This is a genomic window from Myxococcales bacterium (assembly GCA_016717005.1).
Lineage (GTDB): Bacteria > Myxococcota_A > Polyangia > Haliangiales > Haliangiaceae > UBA2376.
The window spans coordinates 1093898-1108593 of the sequence record JADJUF010000039.1 but is presented as its reverse complement, the minus strand read 5'-3'; the positions used below and the strand labels follow the sequence as shown (position 1 = coordinate 1108593).

The window sequence follows — 14696 nt, the reverse complement described above, 5'->3', positions numbered from 1 at the left end:
CTGAACGCTCATCAAGGTCGCGCCCGGGGCGCGAGTGCGCGACACTGGCGGAGATGTCGCTCCCACCGCTGCCTCCGTCGTCGACGTTCGAGCACGCCGGCCGTCGCATCGCGTACCGCACCTTCGGCCAGGGCGAGCGCGCGGTCGTGCTGACCCACGGCCTGCTCATGGACAGCCGGATGTACTCGGCCCTGGCGCCGACGCTCGCGGCGCGGGGCTACCGGGTCGTCACGGTCGACATGCTCGGCCACGGCGACTCGGCGCCGGTGACCGACATGACCGCGCACTCGATGCCGGCCTACGGCGCCGACGTGATCGCGCTGCTCGACCATCTGGGCGTGGCGCAGGCGGTGATCGGCGGCACCTCGCTGGGCGCCAACGTCGCGCTCGAGGCCGCGGCGGCCGCGCCCGAGCGCGTGCGGGCGCTGTTCCTCGAGATGCCGGTGCTCGAGAACGGCCTGGCCGGGGCCGCGGCGCTGTTCGTGCCGCTGGCGCTGGCGCTGCGGGTCAGCCAGCGCACGATGCGGTTCGCCAGCAGCCTGGCGCGGCGGATCCCGCGCACGCACTTCCTCGTCGACGTGATGCTCGACTTCGTGCGGCGCGATCCCGCCACGTCGCTGGCGATCCTCGACGGCCTGACCTTCGGCCGGACCGCGCCCCCGGCCGACGAGCGCCGGCGCATGCCGCACCCGGCGATGGTGGTCGGCCACCCCTCCGATCCGATCCACCCGTTCTCGGACGCTGATCGCACCGCGCGCGAGCTGGTGCGCGGGCGCCTGGTCGCGGCCGACTCGATGTACGAGTGGCGGCTGCGCCCGACCCGCCTCGACACCGAGCTGATCGAGTTCCTGCGCGAGGTGTGGAGCGAGCCGCAGCCGGTCGCCGGTGTGCTGGCGGCCGCCGGCGCGTAGAAAAGCGACGCCGGGGGTCGCGCCCCGGCCGCCGACGTATCTTCCGGCCATGGGCCACGAGATCTCCGGCAAGCTCCACGCGATCTTCGACACGACGCAGGTGTCGGAGCGGTTCACCAAGCGCGAGTTCGTCGTCGAGCTGACCGACAACCCCAAGTACCCGCAGCTGGTGCAGTTCCAGCTCACCGGCGATCGCTGCGGCCAGCTCGATGGCATGAGCGTCGGCGACGAGGTCACGCTCGAGTTCAGCCTGCGCGGCCGCGAGTGGAAGAGCCCGCGCGGCGAGACCAAGTACTTCAACAGCCTCGACGTCTGGCGGATCGAGCAGGGGCGCGGCAGCGGCGGCGGCGGTCGCGGCGGCGGCGGCGGCGGTGGTGGTCGGCGCGACGATCGCCGCGACGATCCGCGCGGTGGTCGCGGCGGCGGCTCGACCCGGCCGCCGGCGAGCGCGCCGCGCGATCCGCGCGACGGCGACGTGCCGCCGCTGTCGGACGACGATCGGCCCTTCGGCGGCGGGACGCGCGAGATCGTCGACGACGATCTGCCGTTCTGAGCCCCGCGCGGGTCCGGTGATCCCCTCCACGCACGTGGCGCTGGTCTACTGCGACACCCGGCGCGCGGCGGGGTGGCGGGCGGCCTTCGCCGAGATCGGGATCACGGCGATCGTCGACGAGACCGTCGGCGACGACGCCGAGAAGGGCGCGTGGGTGGTCGCGGTGCCGCGGCGCAAGCTGGTCGCCGCCAACGATCTGGTCACCGCGGTCACCCAGGGCCGGCGCGCGCTGCCGGCCGGCCGGCCCGGCGCGGGCGCGGCCGTCGCGGTGGCGGTGATCGTCGCGCTGATCGCGATGCTCGCGCGCGGGTTCTGAGCTGGCCGGGCTCCGAGGCCTCCGTCGCGCGCTGGCCTGGGCGTCGGCGTCTCGCGCTCAGGGCTCGAGGGCGGGCGCGAGCGGCGTCGGCGCCGGCGGGGGCCGTCGCTCGGGGCGCGGCGGCGCGGGGATCCCGGCCCGGGCGAGCCCGCGCTCGCACAGCTCGAGCAGCGACGGGCGTTGGTCGGCGGCCAGCCGTTCGCAGCGCGCGTATTCCTGGCGCGCGGTCGTGAGCTCGTCGACCGGGGCGGTGGCGTCGGTCAGGTCGAGGGCGTGGCGGTGGAGCGCCAGCTGGCCCAGGCCGGCGTGGGCGCGGATGACGGCGTCACCGTCGGCGTCGGGGCCAGCCAGCACGCGCAGGTAGGCGGCCTGGGCGTCGGCGGCGGCGAGCTCGACCTGGGCGCGCCAGGCGTCACCGCGCCGCGCGGGCGGCGGGGTCGCGATCGCCAGGACCACCTCGAGCGCGGCGTCCGCGAGCAGCACCTGGCCGTCGGCGCGTGGCCCGCGCTGGAGCAGCGCGAGCGCGAACCGGGCCAGCGCGCGATCGCGCGGCGCGCGCTTCGGCGCCAGGCACAGGCCGTCGCTCGGCGCGACCGGGCACGCCGCGTCCCAGACCAGCGCGGCGAACGCGGCGTCGCGATCGGCGTCACCGGCGCGCCAGGACGTGATCGCCGTGGTGAGCAGCCGGCGGGCCTGGGCGCGCTCGCCGTGCGCCAAGCGAGCGGCGGCGACCGCCGCGAGGTTCAGGCCGGCGTCGCGGCGGGCGCGCGGGGCCGCCGAGGTCGCGAGCCACGTGGCGTCGCGTTCCGCGCGATCGCGGTCCCCCAGCGCCAGGCGCAGCGCGACCGCGTCGGCCATGCGCCCGGCCGCGGTGGCGTCGCCAGCATAGGTGTGGGCGTAGCGCGCCCAGTCGTCGGCGGCGACCGCGATGCGCCCGATCCGCTCGGCCAGCGCGGCGTGCTGCTGCAGCGCGCGGGCCGCCAGCGGCGCGCGGGGTCGATCGCGCAAGATCGCGTCGAGCCGGGCCAGCGCGCGGTCGGCCTCGCCGGCCCAGGCCGCGCACAGGGCCGCGTTGTAGACGACCTCGACGTCGTCGGCGCTCAACGGGCTGGCCGCGACCTGATCGTAGAGGTCGGCGCAGCGCGCGAAGCCGTCGCGATCGCCGGTGCGCTGGGCGGCCTGCTCGGCCTGCTCGGCCTGCTTGCGCAGCGCATGGCGCTCGATCAGCGCGAGCCGCTCGGCCAGCTCGGGGTGCGCGCGCACCAGCGCGGCGTCGGTGTGGAGGCGATGGGCGAGCGCGACCAGCTCGTCGTAGCGGCGCGTCTGGTTGAGCCCGTCGAGCAGCAACGCGGCGGCGTACCCGGCGAGGTCGGCGCTGGGATCGTGGGCGACGACGACCTCGAAGTCGCCCGCGGCCTCGTCGAACCGGTTGGCCCGGCGCAGCACGTCGCCGCGCAGGAAGCGCAGCTCCGCGAGCTCGTCCGTGCTGGGCGCGCCCAGCGCCAGGTGGAGGTCGATCGCTTCGACGAACCCGGCCTCGTCCGCGGTGAGGGGCCGCGCCTCCGGGGGGCGATCCAGATCGCTGGCGTCGACCGGGCGCCGGCGCGGAGCGACCGCTGGGTCGACCGCGAGCGCGTTCTTCCAGGCCAGGACGGCGGCCTCGGCGGCGCGCGCGCGCAGGCCGTGGTCGTGCGCCGTCGCGGCGGCGACCGTGGTGAACGCGCGTGCCGCGGCGCGCCATCGCTCGGCGGCGACCGCCCGATCGGGCTCGCGCTCGGCCTCGGCCCAGGCCGTCTCGCCAGGGGCCAGCGCCGGATCGATCGGCCCCGAGGTCGCCGGTCGCGGGTAGCGCGGAGGCGCGGCGCCGGCCGTCAGCGGGCCGCCGAAAAGGACCATCGCCGTCGCCAGCCACGCGAGGTGCGCCATCGACTGTCCGACACCAGCGCCCGGCGCGGGTTGCCGGAAAGTGGCCTTCGGCCCGGCGCGTCGGCCTCGAGGTAGCGGCTGCAGCCCTGGACCTCGTCGTTGAGGTACAGGACCTCGCACGCGTGGGCCGCGGCCTTGGCCCGGAACCGCGCCGCGCGGATCAGCGCCCGAGCCGGCGCGGATCGCGCTAGCGTGCGCTAGCGTGCGCGAGCGTGGCGTCGCTGGCCCGAACGTGGCGCGGCCCCGGAGCCCTATGTCAGCTGACCTCGACCTCTGCGCGCTCGCCGGCGCGACCGCCGCGATCTATCAACGTCAGGCCGCGCGCTTCGACGCGGAGCGGTCGCGGTCGCTGCGCGAGCGCGGTTGGCTGGCGCGGTTGGCGGCGTTGGTGCCGGCGCGGGGCGCGATCCTCGACGTGGGCTGCGGCGCGGGCGAGCCGATCGCCGCGCACCTCGTGCAGGCGGGGTTCGCGGTCACCGGCGTCGACGTCGTCGACGCGATGCTGGCCCTCGCGCGCGCGCGGCACCCGACCGGCGACTGGCGTCACGCCGACATGCGCTCGTTGGATCTACCCGAGCGCTTCGACGGCATCATCGGCTGGAACAGCTTCTTCCACCTCACGCCCGAGGAGCAGCGGCGCACCCTGCCGCGCCTCGTCGCCCACCTGCGGCCCCGCGGCGCGCTGATGCTGACCGTCGGCCACGTCGCCGGCGAGGTCACGGGCGTGGTCGGCGGCGAGCGCGTCTACCACGCCAGCCTGGCGCCGGCCGAGTACGAGGCGGTGATCGCCGAGCTGGGGCTCGAGGTCGTGCTGTTCACGCGCGAGGATCCGGCGTGCGATCACCACACCGTGCTGCTGGCCCGCGCGCGCGGGTGACGCGTCGATCAGGGCGGGAGGATCGACACGCGCACGCGGTGGTAGGGGGCGGGCTCGCCGCGGCAGCCGTCGGCGATGTAGAGCCGCCCGTTGACCTGGTCGAGGCCGATGCCCTCGAGCCCGTGCAGCTGCGCCGCGGTCGGGACGTCGTGGTCGAGCCAGCCGTCGACGCCGCTGCCGATGGGCGTGTCGACGACGCCGGCGCGCAGCCGTCGGATGACGAAGTTGTTGGTGTCGGTGATGTAGAGGGCGCCGTCGGCGGCGAGCGCCAGCGCCTGCGGGCCCGAGAACGACGCGGCCAGCGCGGCGCCGTCGGCGTTGCCGGCGACGCCGGTGCCGGCCAGGGTCGAGACCGTCCCGTCGAGCGCGACCCGGCGGATCACGTGGTTGCCCAGCTCGGCCACGGCCAGGCTGCCGTCGGCGAGCTGGACCACGCCGTAGGGGTACGCGAAGCGGGCGGCGCCGCCGACGTCGTCGACGAAGCCCGGCGCGTCGAAGGCACCGGCGAGCGGGCTCACCAGGTTCGTCACCGGATCGTAGAGCTGGATCACGTGGTGGACGTAGTCGGCCAGCGCCAGCCGTCCGTCGGCGAGCGCGGTGAGCCCGCGCGGCCGTCCCAGGTCCTGCGCCAGCGGCGTCGCGACACCGGTCGCGGTGTCGACGCGCCACAGCGTGCCGGTCAGCGGCGAGTGCTGGCCCTGGGGATTGTCGTCGGTCTGGACGTAGAGGTCGCCGGCGGCGGTGAAGGCGAGGCCGAACGGCTTGATGAAGTTGGCCTGCTGGGTCAGCGTGCGGACGGTGCCGGTCGGGGTCGACACCCGGATCCGGTGGTTGTCGAAGTCAGCGATGTAGATGTCGCCGTCCGGGCCGACGGCGACGTTCACCGGGTTGGCCAGCTTGGCGGTGCCGCGGACGCCATCGGTGGCACCGGGGTCCGCGCAGCCGGTGACCGTGCTGACCCCGGCGGTGAACGGCGGCAGGACGCACGGTCCCGGGGCGTCGATGGGCGCGTCGATGGGCGCGTCGGGCGCAGCCGCGTCGACGGGGGCGTCGAGGTCCGCGGCGTCGGCGGGCGCGTCGACGGGGGCGTCGATGGGCGCGTCGGGAACGGCGGCGTCGACGGGCGCGTCGACGGGCGCGTCGGGAACGGCGGCGTCGATGGGGGCGTCGACCGCGGCGTCGGGGATCGCAGCGTCGGAGACGGCCGCGTCGGGAATGGCCGCGTCGGGAATGGCCGCGTCGGGAATGGCCGCGTCGGGAATGGCCGCGTCGGGAACGGCCGCGTCGGGAATGCCCGCGTCGGGAGTGCCCGCGTCGGGAGTGCCCGCGTCGGGAGTGCCCGCGTCGGGACCCGCGGCGTCCGTTACCGTGGCGTCCGTGATCGCCGCGTCGACGGCGGCGGCGTCGAGGGAGCTCGGGGTGTCGCCGCACGCCGTCAAGCCCATCAGCAAGAGCCCCAGGAGCCACCACCTCACCGACCATCGCATGCCCGCATTCTACCCCCCCCGGGGTAGGCGGTATCGGCAAATTTCGTACGAATGCGGTCGCTGCGGCGGAACCGACGCCTACACCGCGACCGCGAACTTGATGAACGGATGGTGCTGGTAGCCCTCGAGCGAGATGTCCTCGAACCCGAGCTCGAGCATCGGCTTGTCGGCCAGGACCAGCCGCGGCAGGGGCATCGGTGCCCGGGTGAGTTGCTGCTGCACGCCGTCGAGGTGGTTGGCGTAGATGTGGGCGTCGCCGAGCGTGTGGATGAAGTAGCGCGGTCGCTTGCCGGTGTCCTGGGCGATCATCGCCAGCAAGAGCGCGTACGACGCGATGTTGAACGGCACGCCCAGCGCCAGGTCGGCCGAGCGCTGGTAGAGCTGGAGGTCGAGCCAGTCGCCGCTGACGTAGAGCTGGAAGAACGCGTGGCACGGCGGCAGCTTCATCTTCGGCAGATCGGCCACGTTCCATGCGCTGACGATGATGCGGCGCGACGTCGGATCGGTCCGGATCATCCGCACCGCCTCGGCCAGCTGATCGATGCCGGGCCGGTCGTCGTCGGCGCCCCACCGACGCCACTGGTGGCCGTAGATCGGCCCGAGGTCGCCGCGCTCGTCGGCCCACGCGTCCCAGATCGGCGTGTGCTGCGTGAGGTCGTCGTGGATGTTGGTGGACCCGCGCAGGAACCACAGCAGCTCGCGCACCACCGCCGGGAACAGCACCTTCTTGGTGGTGACGATCGGGAAGCCGTCGCGGAGGTCGTAGCGGCTCTGGGCGCCGAAGATCGACACCGTGCCGACGCCGGTGCGATCGGTGCGGCGCTCGCCGTCCTGGAGCACCTGGCGCAGCAGATCGAGGTACGGGACCATGGTCCGCGTATACCACCCGCGTCCGACGGCGACGTGGTACGACGCGGCGTGGTGCCACAGGCTGCGCGGTTCGCCGAGCTGGTCGAGCGTTACGAGGGGTTCCTGTTCGACGCGTACGGCGTCCTGGTCGACGCGCAGGGGCCGGCGCCGGGCGCGGCCGCGGCGCTGGCGGCGGTGCGGGCGGCCGGCAAGCCGCTGGCGGTGGTCACCAACGACGCGTCGCGGCTGCCGGCCACCGCCGCCGCGCGGTTCGCCGGGCTCGGGCTGGCGATCGCCGAGGCCGAGGTGGTGTCGTCGGGGGATCTGCTGGGGCCGCACGCGGCGCGCCACGGTCTGATCGGGGCCCGCGCGCTGGTGCTCGGCACCGGCGACGCGCGCGCGTACGGGCGCGCGGCCGGGCTCGAGGTCGTCGAGATCTCCGACGACGCGGCGATCGACGCGCTGGTCATCTGCGACGACGCCGGCTTCGAGTTCCTGCCCGGCATGAACGCGGCGGTGACCGCGTGCGTGCGCGCGCTCGACGCCGGGCGGCCGCTGGCGCTGGTGGTCGCCAACCCCGACCTGGTGTTCCCGCGCGGCGCCGGCGCGCTCGGCTTCACCGCGGGCACGATGGCGACGATGATCGAGGCGGTGCTGGGGCGGCGCTACGCGGCGCCGCCGCGGTTCGTCGCCCTGGGCAAGCCGGCGCCGGCGATCTTCACCGAGGCGCGGGCGCGCATCGGCGTGACCCAGCCGGTGCTGATGGTCGGCGATCAGCTCGAGACCGACATCGCCGGGGCCCGCGCGGTCGGCCTCGACGCGGCGCTGGTCGCGGGGGTGTCGGTGTGGCGGGCGGGCGTCGCGCCGCCCGAGCGCGCGCCGCACTGGCTGCTCGAGCGGCTGTGAGCTCAGATCAGGGCTTGTCAGTCTTTCGGTCGAGTCGAGCACCGGTCCACGCGCCGGGAGGTTCGCGTCGCGGAGGGGAGGCTCGTCGGGGCTTGCCCCCGACGAGGGGAGGCCTGGCGACAGGCCTCCCCTGGAAGCTCAGGCGGCCGCGAAGTTCCAGGCCTTGACCACGATCGCGTGCGCGCGCAGGTGCGCGTCGAGCGCGGCCCAGGCGGCGGTCGAGCGGGCCTCGGCCAGCGCGGCCAGCGACGGCAGGTCGATCGCGATCGCCAGGTCCCACTTCGCGGCCGAGTCGTCGGCCGGGACGCCGAGGCGCAGGGTCAGCGCTGGCAGCGCCGCCAGCCCGCGCGCGATCGTCAGCGCGTCGGCACGGCCGGCGTCGGTCGCGTGCGCGGGCGCCAGGCGGACGAAGCAGTGGTGGGTGATCACGGCGTCGGCTCGTCGGCGAGCGCGGCGCGCCACGTCGCCAGATCGGGCGGCAGCGGGCTGTCCCACGCCAGCGGCGCGTCGGTGATGGGGTGCCGGAACCCGAGGTGGGCCGCGTGCAGGGCCAGCCGCGGCGGCCGCGGTCGAAAGCGCCGCGCGACCTCGTCGCCGTGCTGGTGATCGCCCAGCACCGCGTGCCCGAGCTCGGCCAGGTGCACGCGGATCTGGTGGGTGCGGCCGGTCTCGAGCCGCAGCCGGACCTCGCTGGCGCGGCCCCCGGCCAGCGGCGCGATCGCCTCGACGTGGGTCACCGCGCGCTGTCCGGCGACCGGACGATCGATCGTGGTCACCGTCGCCGGCACCGCCCCGGCCACGATCGCGACGTAGGCCCGGGTCAGGTCGTGGGCGACGAACCGCGCCGCGAGGATCCGGTTGGCCGCGGCGGTGCGCGCGAACACCAGCAGGCCGCTGGTCGGTCGATCGATGCGGTGGACCAGGAACACCTCGCCGCCGCCCGGGCGTCGGCGCAGGCGATCGAGCGCGTCGCCGCGGTCGCTCTCGGGCGTCGGCGCGGTCACCATGCCGGCGGGCTTGTCGACGACGAGCAGGTGCTCGTCCTCGTAGACGATCGGCAGGAGCGGCTCGGGCGCCGCCGGGCCGGGCGCGACCGCGCGCTCGAACGCGCCGCCGAGCGTGGCCTCGATCACCTGGCCGGCCCGGACCGGGCGGCTGGCGACCTTGACCCGGGCGCGATCGACGAACACGCCGCCGAGGTCGATCAGCGCGCGGGCGCGGCGGCGCGACAGCCCGGGCACGCCGGCCGCGAGCGCCTGGTCGAGGCGGGTGCCGTCGCCGTCGGCGGCGATCGTGAAGCGGACGGTGTCGGCCACGCGCGCATGATGGGGGCGTCCGGGCCAGCGGTCAACGCGCGCGCCTGCTAGGCTGCACCGCGTGAAGCTCTCCTCGCTTGCCCTCCGCTCGGTCCTCGCGGCGTCGATCGCGGCGCTCGCCGCCGGCTGCGTCCTCACCTCGTCGAAGGCGCCGCCGCCGCCGTCGGGCGGCCCGGTGGCGCCGGCCGCCGACCCGGCGCTGACCGCCGACGGCCAGCACTTCGCCGCCAGCCGCACCTATCAGGGCGAGTGCGCCCCGCCGGGCAGCCGCGGCGGTTGCTACTCGGTGACGCTCGAGCCCGACGGCGGCTACCGCCACGTGCTGCTCGACGCGGCCATCACCGGCACCTACGTGATCAGCGGCAGCCAGGTCCAGTTCACGCCGGCGGGCTCGGCGCCGCCCGAGACGATGACGCTGTCGGCCGACCGCACCCGCCTCGACGACTTCGTCTACCAGCCGGCGGACGGCCCGACCCAGGGCCCGGTCCAGGGCCCGATCGTCCCCTGACGCGCCGTCGAGCTCGGGTCGAGCAGCGACCCGGGGCGGTGACCCCATCTCGAAGGCCAGGGCCTACAGCGCCAGGTCGGCGAGCGCGATCTCGATCAGCTCGTCGCGCGTGCGATCGACGACCACGAGCGTGTGGGCGACCGGATCGATCGCGAGGCCGTCGATCGCGGTGACGCCGAAGCGCCCGAGATCGTCGACGGGCGTGAGCGTGAACGTCGCGAAGTCGTAGCGGTGCAGCTGGTCGCCGGCGCCCAGCAAGAGGGCGTCGCCGCCGAGCGCGACCATGCCGCCGGCGTCGAACTGGCCCGGCAGCGCGCGCCAGCTCAGGTCGACGCCGGTGGCGCTGTCGTACGAGGCGAGCTCGGTGCGCAGGAGGTTGCCGTCGACGTCGAAGGTGCGCGGCTGTGCGTAGAGCCGCCCCGCGGCCGGGTCGTACGCGACCGCGGCGGTGCGCTGCTCCTCATCGTCGGGGAAGCCGCCGGGCTCGTAGCAGAAGTACTGCTGCATCGTGTCGGCGCTCAGATCGAGCAAGAAGCCGTCGCCGATCGCGGTCAGGGCGAACCGGGCGTCGCCGAGCGCGACCAGATCGGTGTACGGCGGACGGATCGGCACGCCCGGGTCGGGCAGGGCGCCGAGCGCCCGCACCAGCGTGGCGTGGCCGGCCGCGTCGACCCGCCACAGGCCGGCCTGCTCGTCGAGCACCAGCCGCGCCCCGGCGGCGTCGATCGCGACCCCGACCGGGCTCGCGTCGGCGGTGGCCAGCGCGGCGCGGAGATCGACGCGCGCGACCACCGGCTCCGGCGGCGCGGGCTCGCTGCAAGCGGTGGCGATGACGGTGAGGCCGAGGACAGGGAGCCAGCGAGTGAACATCACGGGGGCGGTAGCAAGCAGTGTGCCCCGATGACGGCACGTCATCCCGCGCCCTTCGTCGACGGCGCGCGTGGATTTTCGCGGGGGCCCCTCGGGAATTCGAGGGCGTGGGTGGGGCTTTTGCGTTAGCGTCACGTCGTGGAGGTCTTCGTCGTCGTGATCGTGGTGGCCGCGATCGGGGGCGTCGTCTGGGGCATCGTCCGGGCGTCGACCCGGCGCGACATGCTGCGCGAGCTGGCCGCGTCGCTCGGCGGCGAGGCCACCAGCAACACCGCCGCCGGGCAGCTCGACGGCGTCCGGGTCCGGCTCGAGTTCGCCACCCGCGGCTCGGGCTCGTCGTCGGAGTCGTGGACCTACGTCGACGGGGTCCTCCCGTCGGGGTATCCGCTGGTGCTGCACCTCGAGGAGCACGGCTGGTTCGACGCCGGCAAGATCGCGCGCGGCGAGATGATCGACGTGGTGGTCGGCGACCTGCCGTTCGATCAGAAGTTCCGGATCGAGGGCGCCCCGGCGGACGTGGTGCAGCGGCTGCTCACCCCGCCGACCCGGGCCTACCTGCTGGCGCAGCGGCGGGTCGAGCTCACGACCACGCCGGGCAACCTGCGCATGGCGGTGCGGGGTTGGCTCGAGCAGCCAGCGGACGCCCGCGCGGCGCTGGCGCTCGTCGCCGGGCTGGCCAGCGGCCTGCGCGCCGCCAGCCTCGCGCTCGACGCCGAGGTGCCGATGACGACCGGGGCCGGCGGCGCCTACCGCGCCGGCCCCGACGACGCGCCGCTGCGCGCGGCCCGGGAGGCGCGCGCCGAGGAGGTGGCGCGGGTCGAGGCGACGCGGACCGCGCGGCTCGCGCGTCAGCGGTTCATCGTGATCGCGATCGCCGTCGCGATCGCGGCCGTGCTGGCCACCATGATCGCGGCGCGCTGAGCCGGCGACCTACCCGTCGTCGTCTACCAGTCGTCGCCGTCGCCGTGCTGGCTACCATGATCGCGGCGGGTTCTGAGCCGGCCCGCTGAGCCCGCGACCTACCAGTCGTCGCCTACCAGTCGTCGCCGTCGCCGCGGCGCTTGGCGCCGCCGCGGCGGCCCTCGTCGCGGCGCCCGCCGGGCGCGCCGCGCTTGCGATCGTCGCCGCCGCCGCCAGGCGGACGGGGCGCGCCGAAGCCCCCACCGGGCGGACGGGGCGCGCCGAAGCCGGCGCCGGGCGGGCGCGGCGTGTAGCCACCGCCGGGCGGGCGCGGCGTATAGCTACCGCCGCCGCCACCTCCGCCAGGTGGGCCGCCGAACGAGCGCGGCCCGCGCGCGTCGCGCTCGCGCGCTTCGTTGATGCGCAGGGCGCGGCCGTCGAGGTCAGCGCCGTCGAGCTCCTTCAGCGCCTGCTCGGCGAACTCGGCCGTGGCCATCTCGACGAACGCGAAGCCGCGGGAGCGCCCGGTCTCACGATCCATGATGACCGAGACGCTGGCGACTTCGCGGCCGTTGCTGCCGAAGAGCTGCCGGAGCGATTCCTCGTTCGTGTTGTAGTTCAGGTTGCCCACGTAGAGCTTCGTACCCATGGAACTCAAGATCTCCTGCGCGATTGCCGGTTCGATTTGGGGAGCGGTCAGATAAATAACGCCAGAACTCACGCGGGCACGCAATGGGATCCGGAGCCAGCCCGGCGGCACCCCCTCGGCGGCGCTGTGACACGTGTGTCGCGGGCGGGGCCCGCACACGCGCCGGAACGACCGTAAGTTCCCGACATGCTTCGCGCGTTGTCGGCATCCCGCTTGCGATACCGTGCCCCATGGCTCTGGAATCCTGCACCTCCTGTGATGGCCTGGTCCCGGCGCGCGCCCGGGTGTGTCCCCACTGCGCGCACGCGCGCTCGGCGCTGCGCGGTGTGCTGGCGCGCGCCGCCGGCCTCGCCGCCGGTGGCCTCGCGGCGATGACGTTGATGGCCTGCTACGGCGGGCCGGCGTACTACGACGACTGCGTCGACCAGGACGACGACGGCTGGTTCCCGGCCTGCTACGCCGCGGCCTGCGATCCGGAGATCGATCCCAACTGCGACTGCGACGACACGCGGCCCGACGTGTACCCGGGCGCGCCCGACTCGCTCGGCGACGGCGTCGACCAGGACTGCTCGGGCGCCGACGGCCCCGGCAAGCGGCGGGTCGACGCGGGGATCGACGCGCCCGACGACGCCGAGGTCGACGCCGCTGATGACGCGGGCGCGGCCCCGCCGCCGATCGACGCGCTCGGCGACCTCGACGGCGTGTAGCCAGCATCGCGAGCGGGGCGGGGCTCGTGGTACGAGACGCGCGTGCTCTACCGCGCGCTGTTCTGGCTGGTCCTGCGCCGGCTCTCGGCCGAGACCGCGCACCGGCTCGGCTTCGGGCTCCTGCGCGCGCTGATGGTCGTGCCCGGCGCCAAGGCGATCGCGCGGCGGCTGTGCGGCGCGCGCGATCCGGCGCTGCGCCTGACCGTGTTCGGACGCGAGCTGGCGTCGCCGCTGGGTCTCGCGGCCGGCTTCGACAAGGACGGCAAGGGGCCGGCCGCGCTGGCCGCGCTCGGCTTCGGCTTCGTCGAGCTCGGCACGATCACCGCGCAGCCGCAGCCCGGCAACCCGCGGCCGCGCATGTTCCGGCTGCCGCGCGATCGCGCGCTGATCAACCGGCTCGGCTTCAACAACGGCGGCGCCGAGGCCGCCGCGGCGCGGCTGGCGCGGCGGCCGCGCGGCGTCGCGCTGCTCGGCCTCAACATCGGCAAGACCAAGATCGTCGACGAGGCCGGCGCGCTCGCCGACTACGCGCGCTCGGCCGAGCTGCTGGCGCCGCTGGCCGACTACCTGGTGGTCAACGTCAGCTCGCCCAACACGCCGGGGCTGCGCGACCTGCAGGCGGTCGACAAGCTGCGGCCGCTGCTGGCGCACGTGCGCGCGACGCTCGATCGCGCGTCGCCGGCGCGGCGCGTGCCGCTGCTGGTGAAGATCGCGCCCGACCTCGCCGACGACGACATCGACGCGGTCGCCGACCTGGCCCTCGAGCTGGGCCTCGACGGCGTCATCGCCACCAACACCACGATCGCCCGCACCGGGCTGACGACGCCCGACGCCGAGGTCGCCGCGCTCGGCGCCGGTGGGCTGTCGGGCGCGCCGCTGACGGCGCGGAGCCTCGCGGTCCTGCGGCGCCTGCGCGCGCGGGTCGGCGAGCGGCTGGTGTTGATCGCGGTCGGCGGCGTCGAGACCGCCGACGACGCCTGGGCTCGCATCACGGCGGGCGCCACGCTGGTGCAGGGCTACACCGGCTTCGTCTACGGTGGCCCGCTGTGGCCCCGGCGCGTCCACCGCGGCCTCGCGGCGCGGCTGCGCGCGGCCGGGCTGACCTCGCTGCGCGCCGCGATCGGCCGCGACGCGGGCTGACGGCTCACCGTCGCGGTGCCTGCGGGTTGGGCGCGGTCGGCACCCAGGTCGGCAGGCCCAGCTCGCTGGCCAAGAGCGCCGCCAGCGCGTTGGCGTCGTCGAGCGAGTCGGTCACCGCCAGCAGGAAGTCCTGGACGCCGGCGCGCACGCGCACGTGCCAGATCACGTTCGACCAGGAGCCGTTGTAGACGCCGACGCAGAAGATGTGGGTGACGCGGTCGCGCCGCAGCCGCCGCACGCCCGCGGCGGTGATCGTGGTCGCGTCGATCTTGATCCGGTTGCGGCGGCGACGCAGCAGCAGCGACAGCGCGGTCGGCGGGCCGCCGATGATCAGCGCGGTCACGACGCTGGAAACGTCGATGACCGTGAACACCGCCCACAGGCTGCTCCACACGACCGCGCCGACGCTGACGCGGCCTTCGCCGCGCCGGCGCGGGAAGTCGATCTGGAGCGCGTCGCCGACCCGGCGCTCGATGAACGGGTGGGCCGACGCGCGGAACGGGCCAGCCTCGGCCAGCACCGGCGGTGGTGGCGGCGGCGCCGCGCGCACGATCGCCATGCCCTCGGGCGGCGGTTCCGGACGTGGGAACGTCGGCACCAGCGGCACGAACATCGGCGGCGGCATCGGCGGCGGTGACCGTTCGAGCTCCACCGGGACGTCGCAGTTGGGGCACGTCACCGCCGTCGCGCCCGGCGGGACCTCGGTCCACGGGAACACGCGGTTGCACAGCGGGCACGCGCCAGCGACGGACACGCCGGGAGTCTACACGGCCGCGGCGGG

Annotated in this window: 17 protein-coding genes; 9 read left to right on the top strand and 8 right to left on the bottom strand. The window is 75.4% G+C overall.

What is annotated here, in order from left to right; translation table 11 throughout:
- The first annotated feature begins 53 nt into the window (after positions 1-53).
- The 3 genes from IPL61_35655 to IPL61_35645 are packed head-to-tail and all read left to right on the top strand — an operon-like array spanning position 54 to position 1780.
- Positions 54-911: an alpha/beta hydrolase gene (locus IPL61_35655; protein MBK9036529.1), complete on the top strand. Its 858-nt coding sequence runs from the start codon at positions 54-56 to the stop codon at positions 909-911.
- Between the two features lie 49 nt (positions 912-960).
- Entirely contained in the window at positions 961-1464 is a 504-nt protein-coding gene (locus IPL61_35650) for a DUF3127 domain-containing protein (protein MBK9036528.1), read from the top strand.
- Positions 1465-1480: 16 nt separating this feature from the next.
- Positions 1481-1780: a hypothetical protein gene (locus IPL61_35645; protein ID MBK9036527.1), complete on the top strand. Its 300-nt coding sequence runs from the start codon at positions 1481-1483 to the stop codon at positions 1778-1780.
- Between the two features lie 57 nt (positions 1781-1837).
- On the opposite strand, the gene IPL61_35640 is transcribed toward IPL61_35645, so the two are convergent.
- A complete protein-coding gene (locus IPL61_35640; protein ID MBK9036526.1) occupies positions 1838-3706 on the bottom strand; it encodes a hypothetical protein in 1869 nt (622 codons plus the stop codon).
- Positions 3707-3959: 253 nt separating this feature from the next.
- Here IPL61_35640 and IPL61_35635 point away from each other — a divergent pair, with 253 nt between their 5' ends.
- The gene (locus IPL61_35635) at positions 3960-4583 is read left to right on the top strand and encodes a class I SAM-dependent methyltransferase (protein ID MBK9036525.1); all 624 of its coding nucleotides are present in this window, start codon (positions 3960-3962) and stop codon (positions 4581-4583) included.
- Positions 4584-4591: 8 nt separating this feature from the next.
- Here the strand turns inward: IPL61_35635 and IPL61_35630 are convergent, their stop codons facing one another.
- Positions 4592-6070 (bottom strand): hypothetical protein, encoded by a 1479-nt coding sequence (locus IPL61_35630; GenBank protein ID MBK9036524.1) that lies wholly within the window; start codon positions 6068-6070, stop codon positions 4592-4594.
- Positions 6071-6148: 78 nt separating this feature from the next.
- Positions 6149-6940, bottom strand: a complete 792-nt coding sequence (locus IPL61_35625) for a thymidylate synthase (GenBank protein ID MBK9036523.1) — start codon at positions 6938-6940, stop codon at positions 6149-6151.
- 48 nt (positions 6941-6988) lie between these two features.
- Here IPL61_35625 and IPL61_35620 point away from each other — a divergent pair, with 48 nt between their 5' ends.
- Positions 6989-7825, top strand: coding sequence for a TIGR01459 family HAD-type hydrolase (locus IPL61_35620; protein ID MBK9036522.1), 837 nt, complete (start codon positions 6989-6991; stop codon positions 7823-7825).
- Positions 7826-7963: 138 nt separating this feature from the next.
- On the opposite strand, the gene IPL61_35615 is transcribed toward IPL61_35620, so the two are convergent.
- Both IPL61_35615 and IPL61_35610 read right to left on the bottom strand, forming a co-directional pair.
- A complete protein-coding gene (locus tag IPL61_35615; protein ID MBK9036521.1) occupies positions 7964-8254 on the bottom strand; it encodes a hypothetical protein in 291 nt (96 codons plus the stop codon).
- Positions 8251-9141, bottom strand: a complete 891-nt coding sequence (locus IPL61_35610) for an RluA family pseudouridine synthase (GenBank protein MBK9036520.1) — start codon at positions 9139-9141, stop codon at positions 8251-8253. The genes IPL61_35615 and IPL61_35610 overlap by 4 nt, the downstream gene beginning before the upstream one ends.
- Positions 9142-9202: 61 nt before the next feature.
- Here IPL61_35610 and IPL61_35605 point away from each other — a divergent pair, with 61 nt between their 5' ends.
- Positions 9203-9649 (top strand): hypothetical protein, encoded by a 447-nt coding sequence (locus IPL61_35605; protein MBK9036519.1) that lies wholly within the window; start codon positions 9203-9205, stop codon positions 9647-9649.
- A 63-nt stretch (positions 9650-9712) separates the two neighbouring features.
- On the opposite strand, the gene IPL61_35600 is transcribed toward IPL61_35605, so the two are convergent.
- Complete coding sequence (locus IPL61_35600; GenBank protein ID MBK9036518.1) at positions 9713-10519, bottom strand: hypothetical protein; 807 nt, start codon at positions 10517-10519, stop codon at positions 9713-9715.
- A 138-nt stretch (positions 10520-10657) separates the two neighbouring features.
- Between IPL61_35600 and IPL61_35595 the strand changes: the two genes are divergently transcribed.
- Positions 10658-11440: a hypothetical protein gene (locus IPL61_35595; protein ID MBK9036517.1), complete on the top strand. Its 783-nt coding sequence runs from the start codon at positions 10658-10660 to the stop codon at positions 11438-11440.
- A 112-nt stretch (positions 11441-11552) separates the two neighbouring features.
- Here the strand turns inward: IPL61_35595 and IPL61_35590 are convergent, their stop codons facing one another.
- Positions 11553-12068 carry an RNA-binding protein gene (locus IPL61_35590; protein ID MBK9036516.1) on the bottom strand — a complete coding sequence of 172 codons (516 nt, stop codon included), beginning with the start codon at positions 12066-12068 and terminating at the stop codon, positions 11553-11555.
- Between the two features lie 83 nt (positions 12069-12151).
- On the opposite strand from IPL61_35590, the gene IPL61_35585 reads away from it, so the two are divergent.
- Both IPL61_35585 and IPL61_35580 read left to right on the top strand, forming a co-directional pair.
- Positions 12152-12775 carry a putative metal-binding motif-containing protein gene (locus IPL61_35585; protein ID MBK9036515.1) on the top strand — a complete coding sequence of 208 codons (624 nt, stop codon included), beginning with the start codon at positions 12152-12154 and terminating at the stop codon, positions 12773-12775.
- 42 nt (positions 12776-12817) lie between these two features.
- Positions 12818-13915 (top strand): quinone-dependent dihydroorotate dehydrogenase, encoded by a 1098-nt coding sequence (locus IPL61_35580; GenBank protein MBK9036514.1) that lies wholly within the window; start codon positions 12818-12820, stop codon positions 13913-13915.
- A 4-nt stretch (positions 13916-13919) separates the two neighbouring features.
- Here IPL61_35580 and IPL61_35575 read toward each other — a convergent pair whose 3' ends face one another.
- The gene (locus IPL61_35575) at positions 13920-14669 is read right to left on the bottom strand and encodes a hypothetical protein (GenBank protein MBK9036513.1); all 750 of its coding nucleotides are present in this window, start codon (positions 14667-14669) and stop codon (positions 13920-13922) included.
- Positions 14670-14696 lie beyond the last annotated feature (27 nt).

What these genes read in the sequence shown, in the direction of transcription:
- IPL61_35625 (MBK9036523.1), bottom strand. Translation starts at nt 6,940, where the DNA reads ATGGTCCCGTACCTCGATCTGCTGCGCCAGGTGCTCCAGGACGGCGAG.
- IPL61_35635 (MBK9036525.1), top strand. Translation starts at nt 3,960, where the DNA reads ATGTCAGCTGACCTCGACCTCTGCGCGCTCGCCGGCGCGACCGCCGCG.
- IPL61_35650 (MBK9036528.1), top strand. Translation starts at nt 961, where the DNA reads ATGGGCCACGAGATCTCCGGCAAGCTCCACGCGATCTTCGACACGACG.
- IPL61_35630 (MBK9036524.1), bottom strand. Translation starts at nt 6,070, where the DNA reads ATGCGATGGTCGGTGAGGTGGTGGCTCCTGGGGCTCTTGCTGATGGGC.
- IPL61_35590 (MBK9036516.1), bottom strand. Translation starts at nt 12,068, where the DNA reads ATGGGTACGAAGCTCTACGTGGGCAACCTGAACTACAACACGAACGAG.
- IPL61_35585 (MBK9036515.1), top strand. Translation starts at nt 12,152, where the DNA reads ATGGGATCCGGAGCCAGCCCGGCGGCACCCCCTCGGCGGCGCTGTGAC.
- IPL61_35640 (MBK9036526.1), bottom strand. Translation starts at nt 3,706, where the DNA reads ATGGCGCACCTCGCGTGGCTGGCGACGGCGATGGTCCTTTTCGGCGGC.
- IPL61_35655 (MBK9036529.1), top strand. Translation starts at nt 54, where the DNA reads ATGTCGCTCCCACCGCTGCCTCCGTCGTCGACGTTCGAGCACGCCGGC.
- IPL61_35600 (MBK9036518.1), bottom strand. Translation starts at nt 10,519, where the DNA reads ATGTTCACTCGCTGGCTCCCTGTCCTCGGCCTCACCGTCATCGCCACC.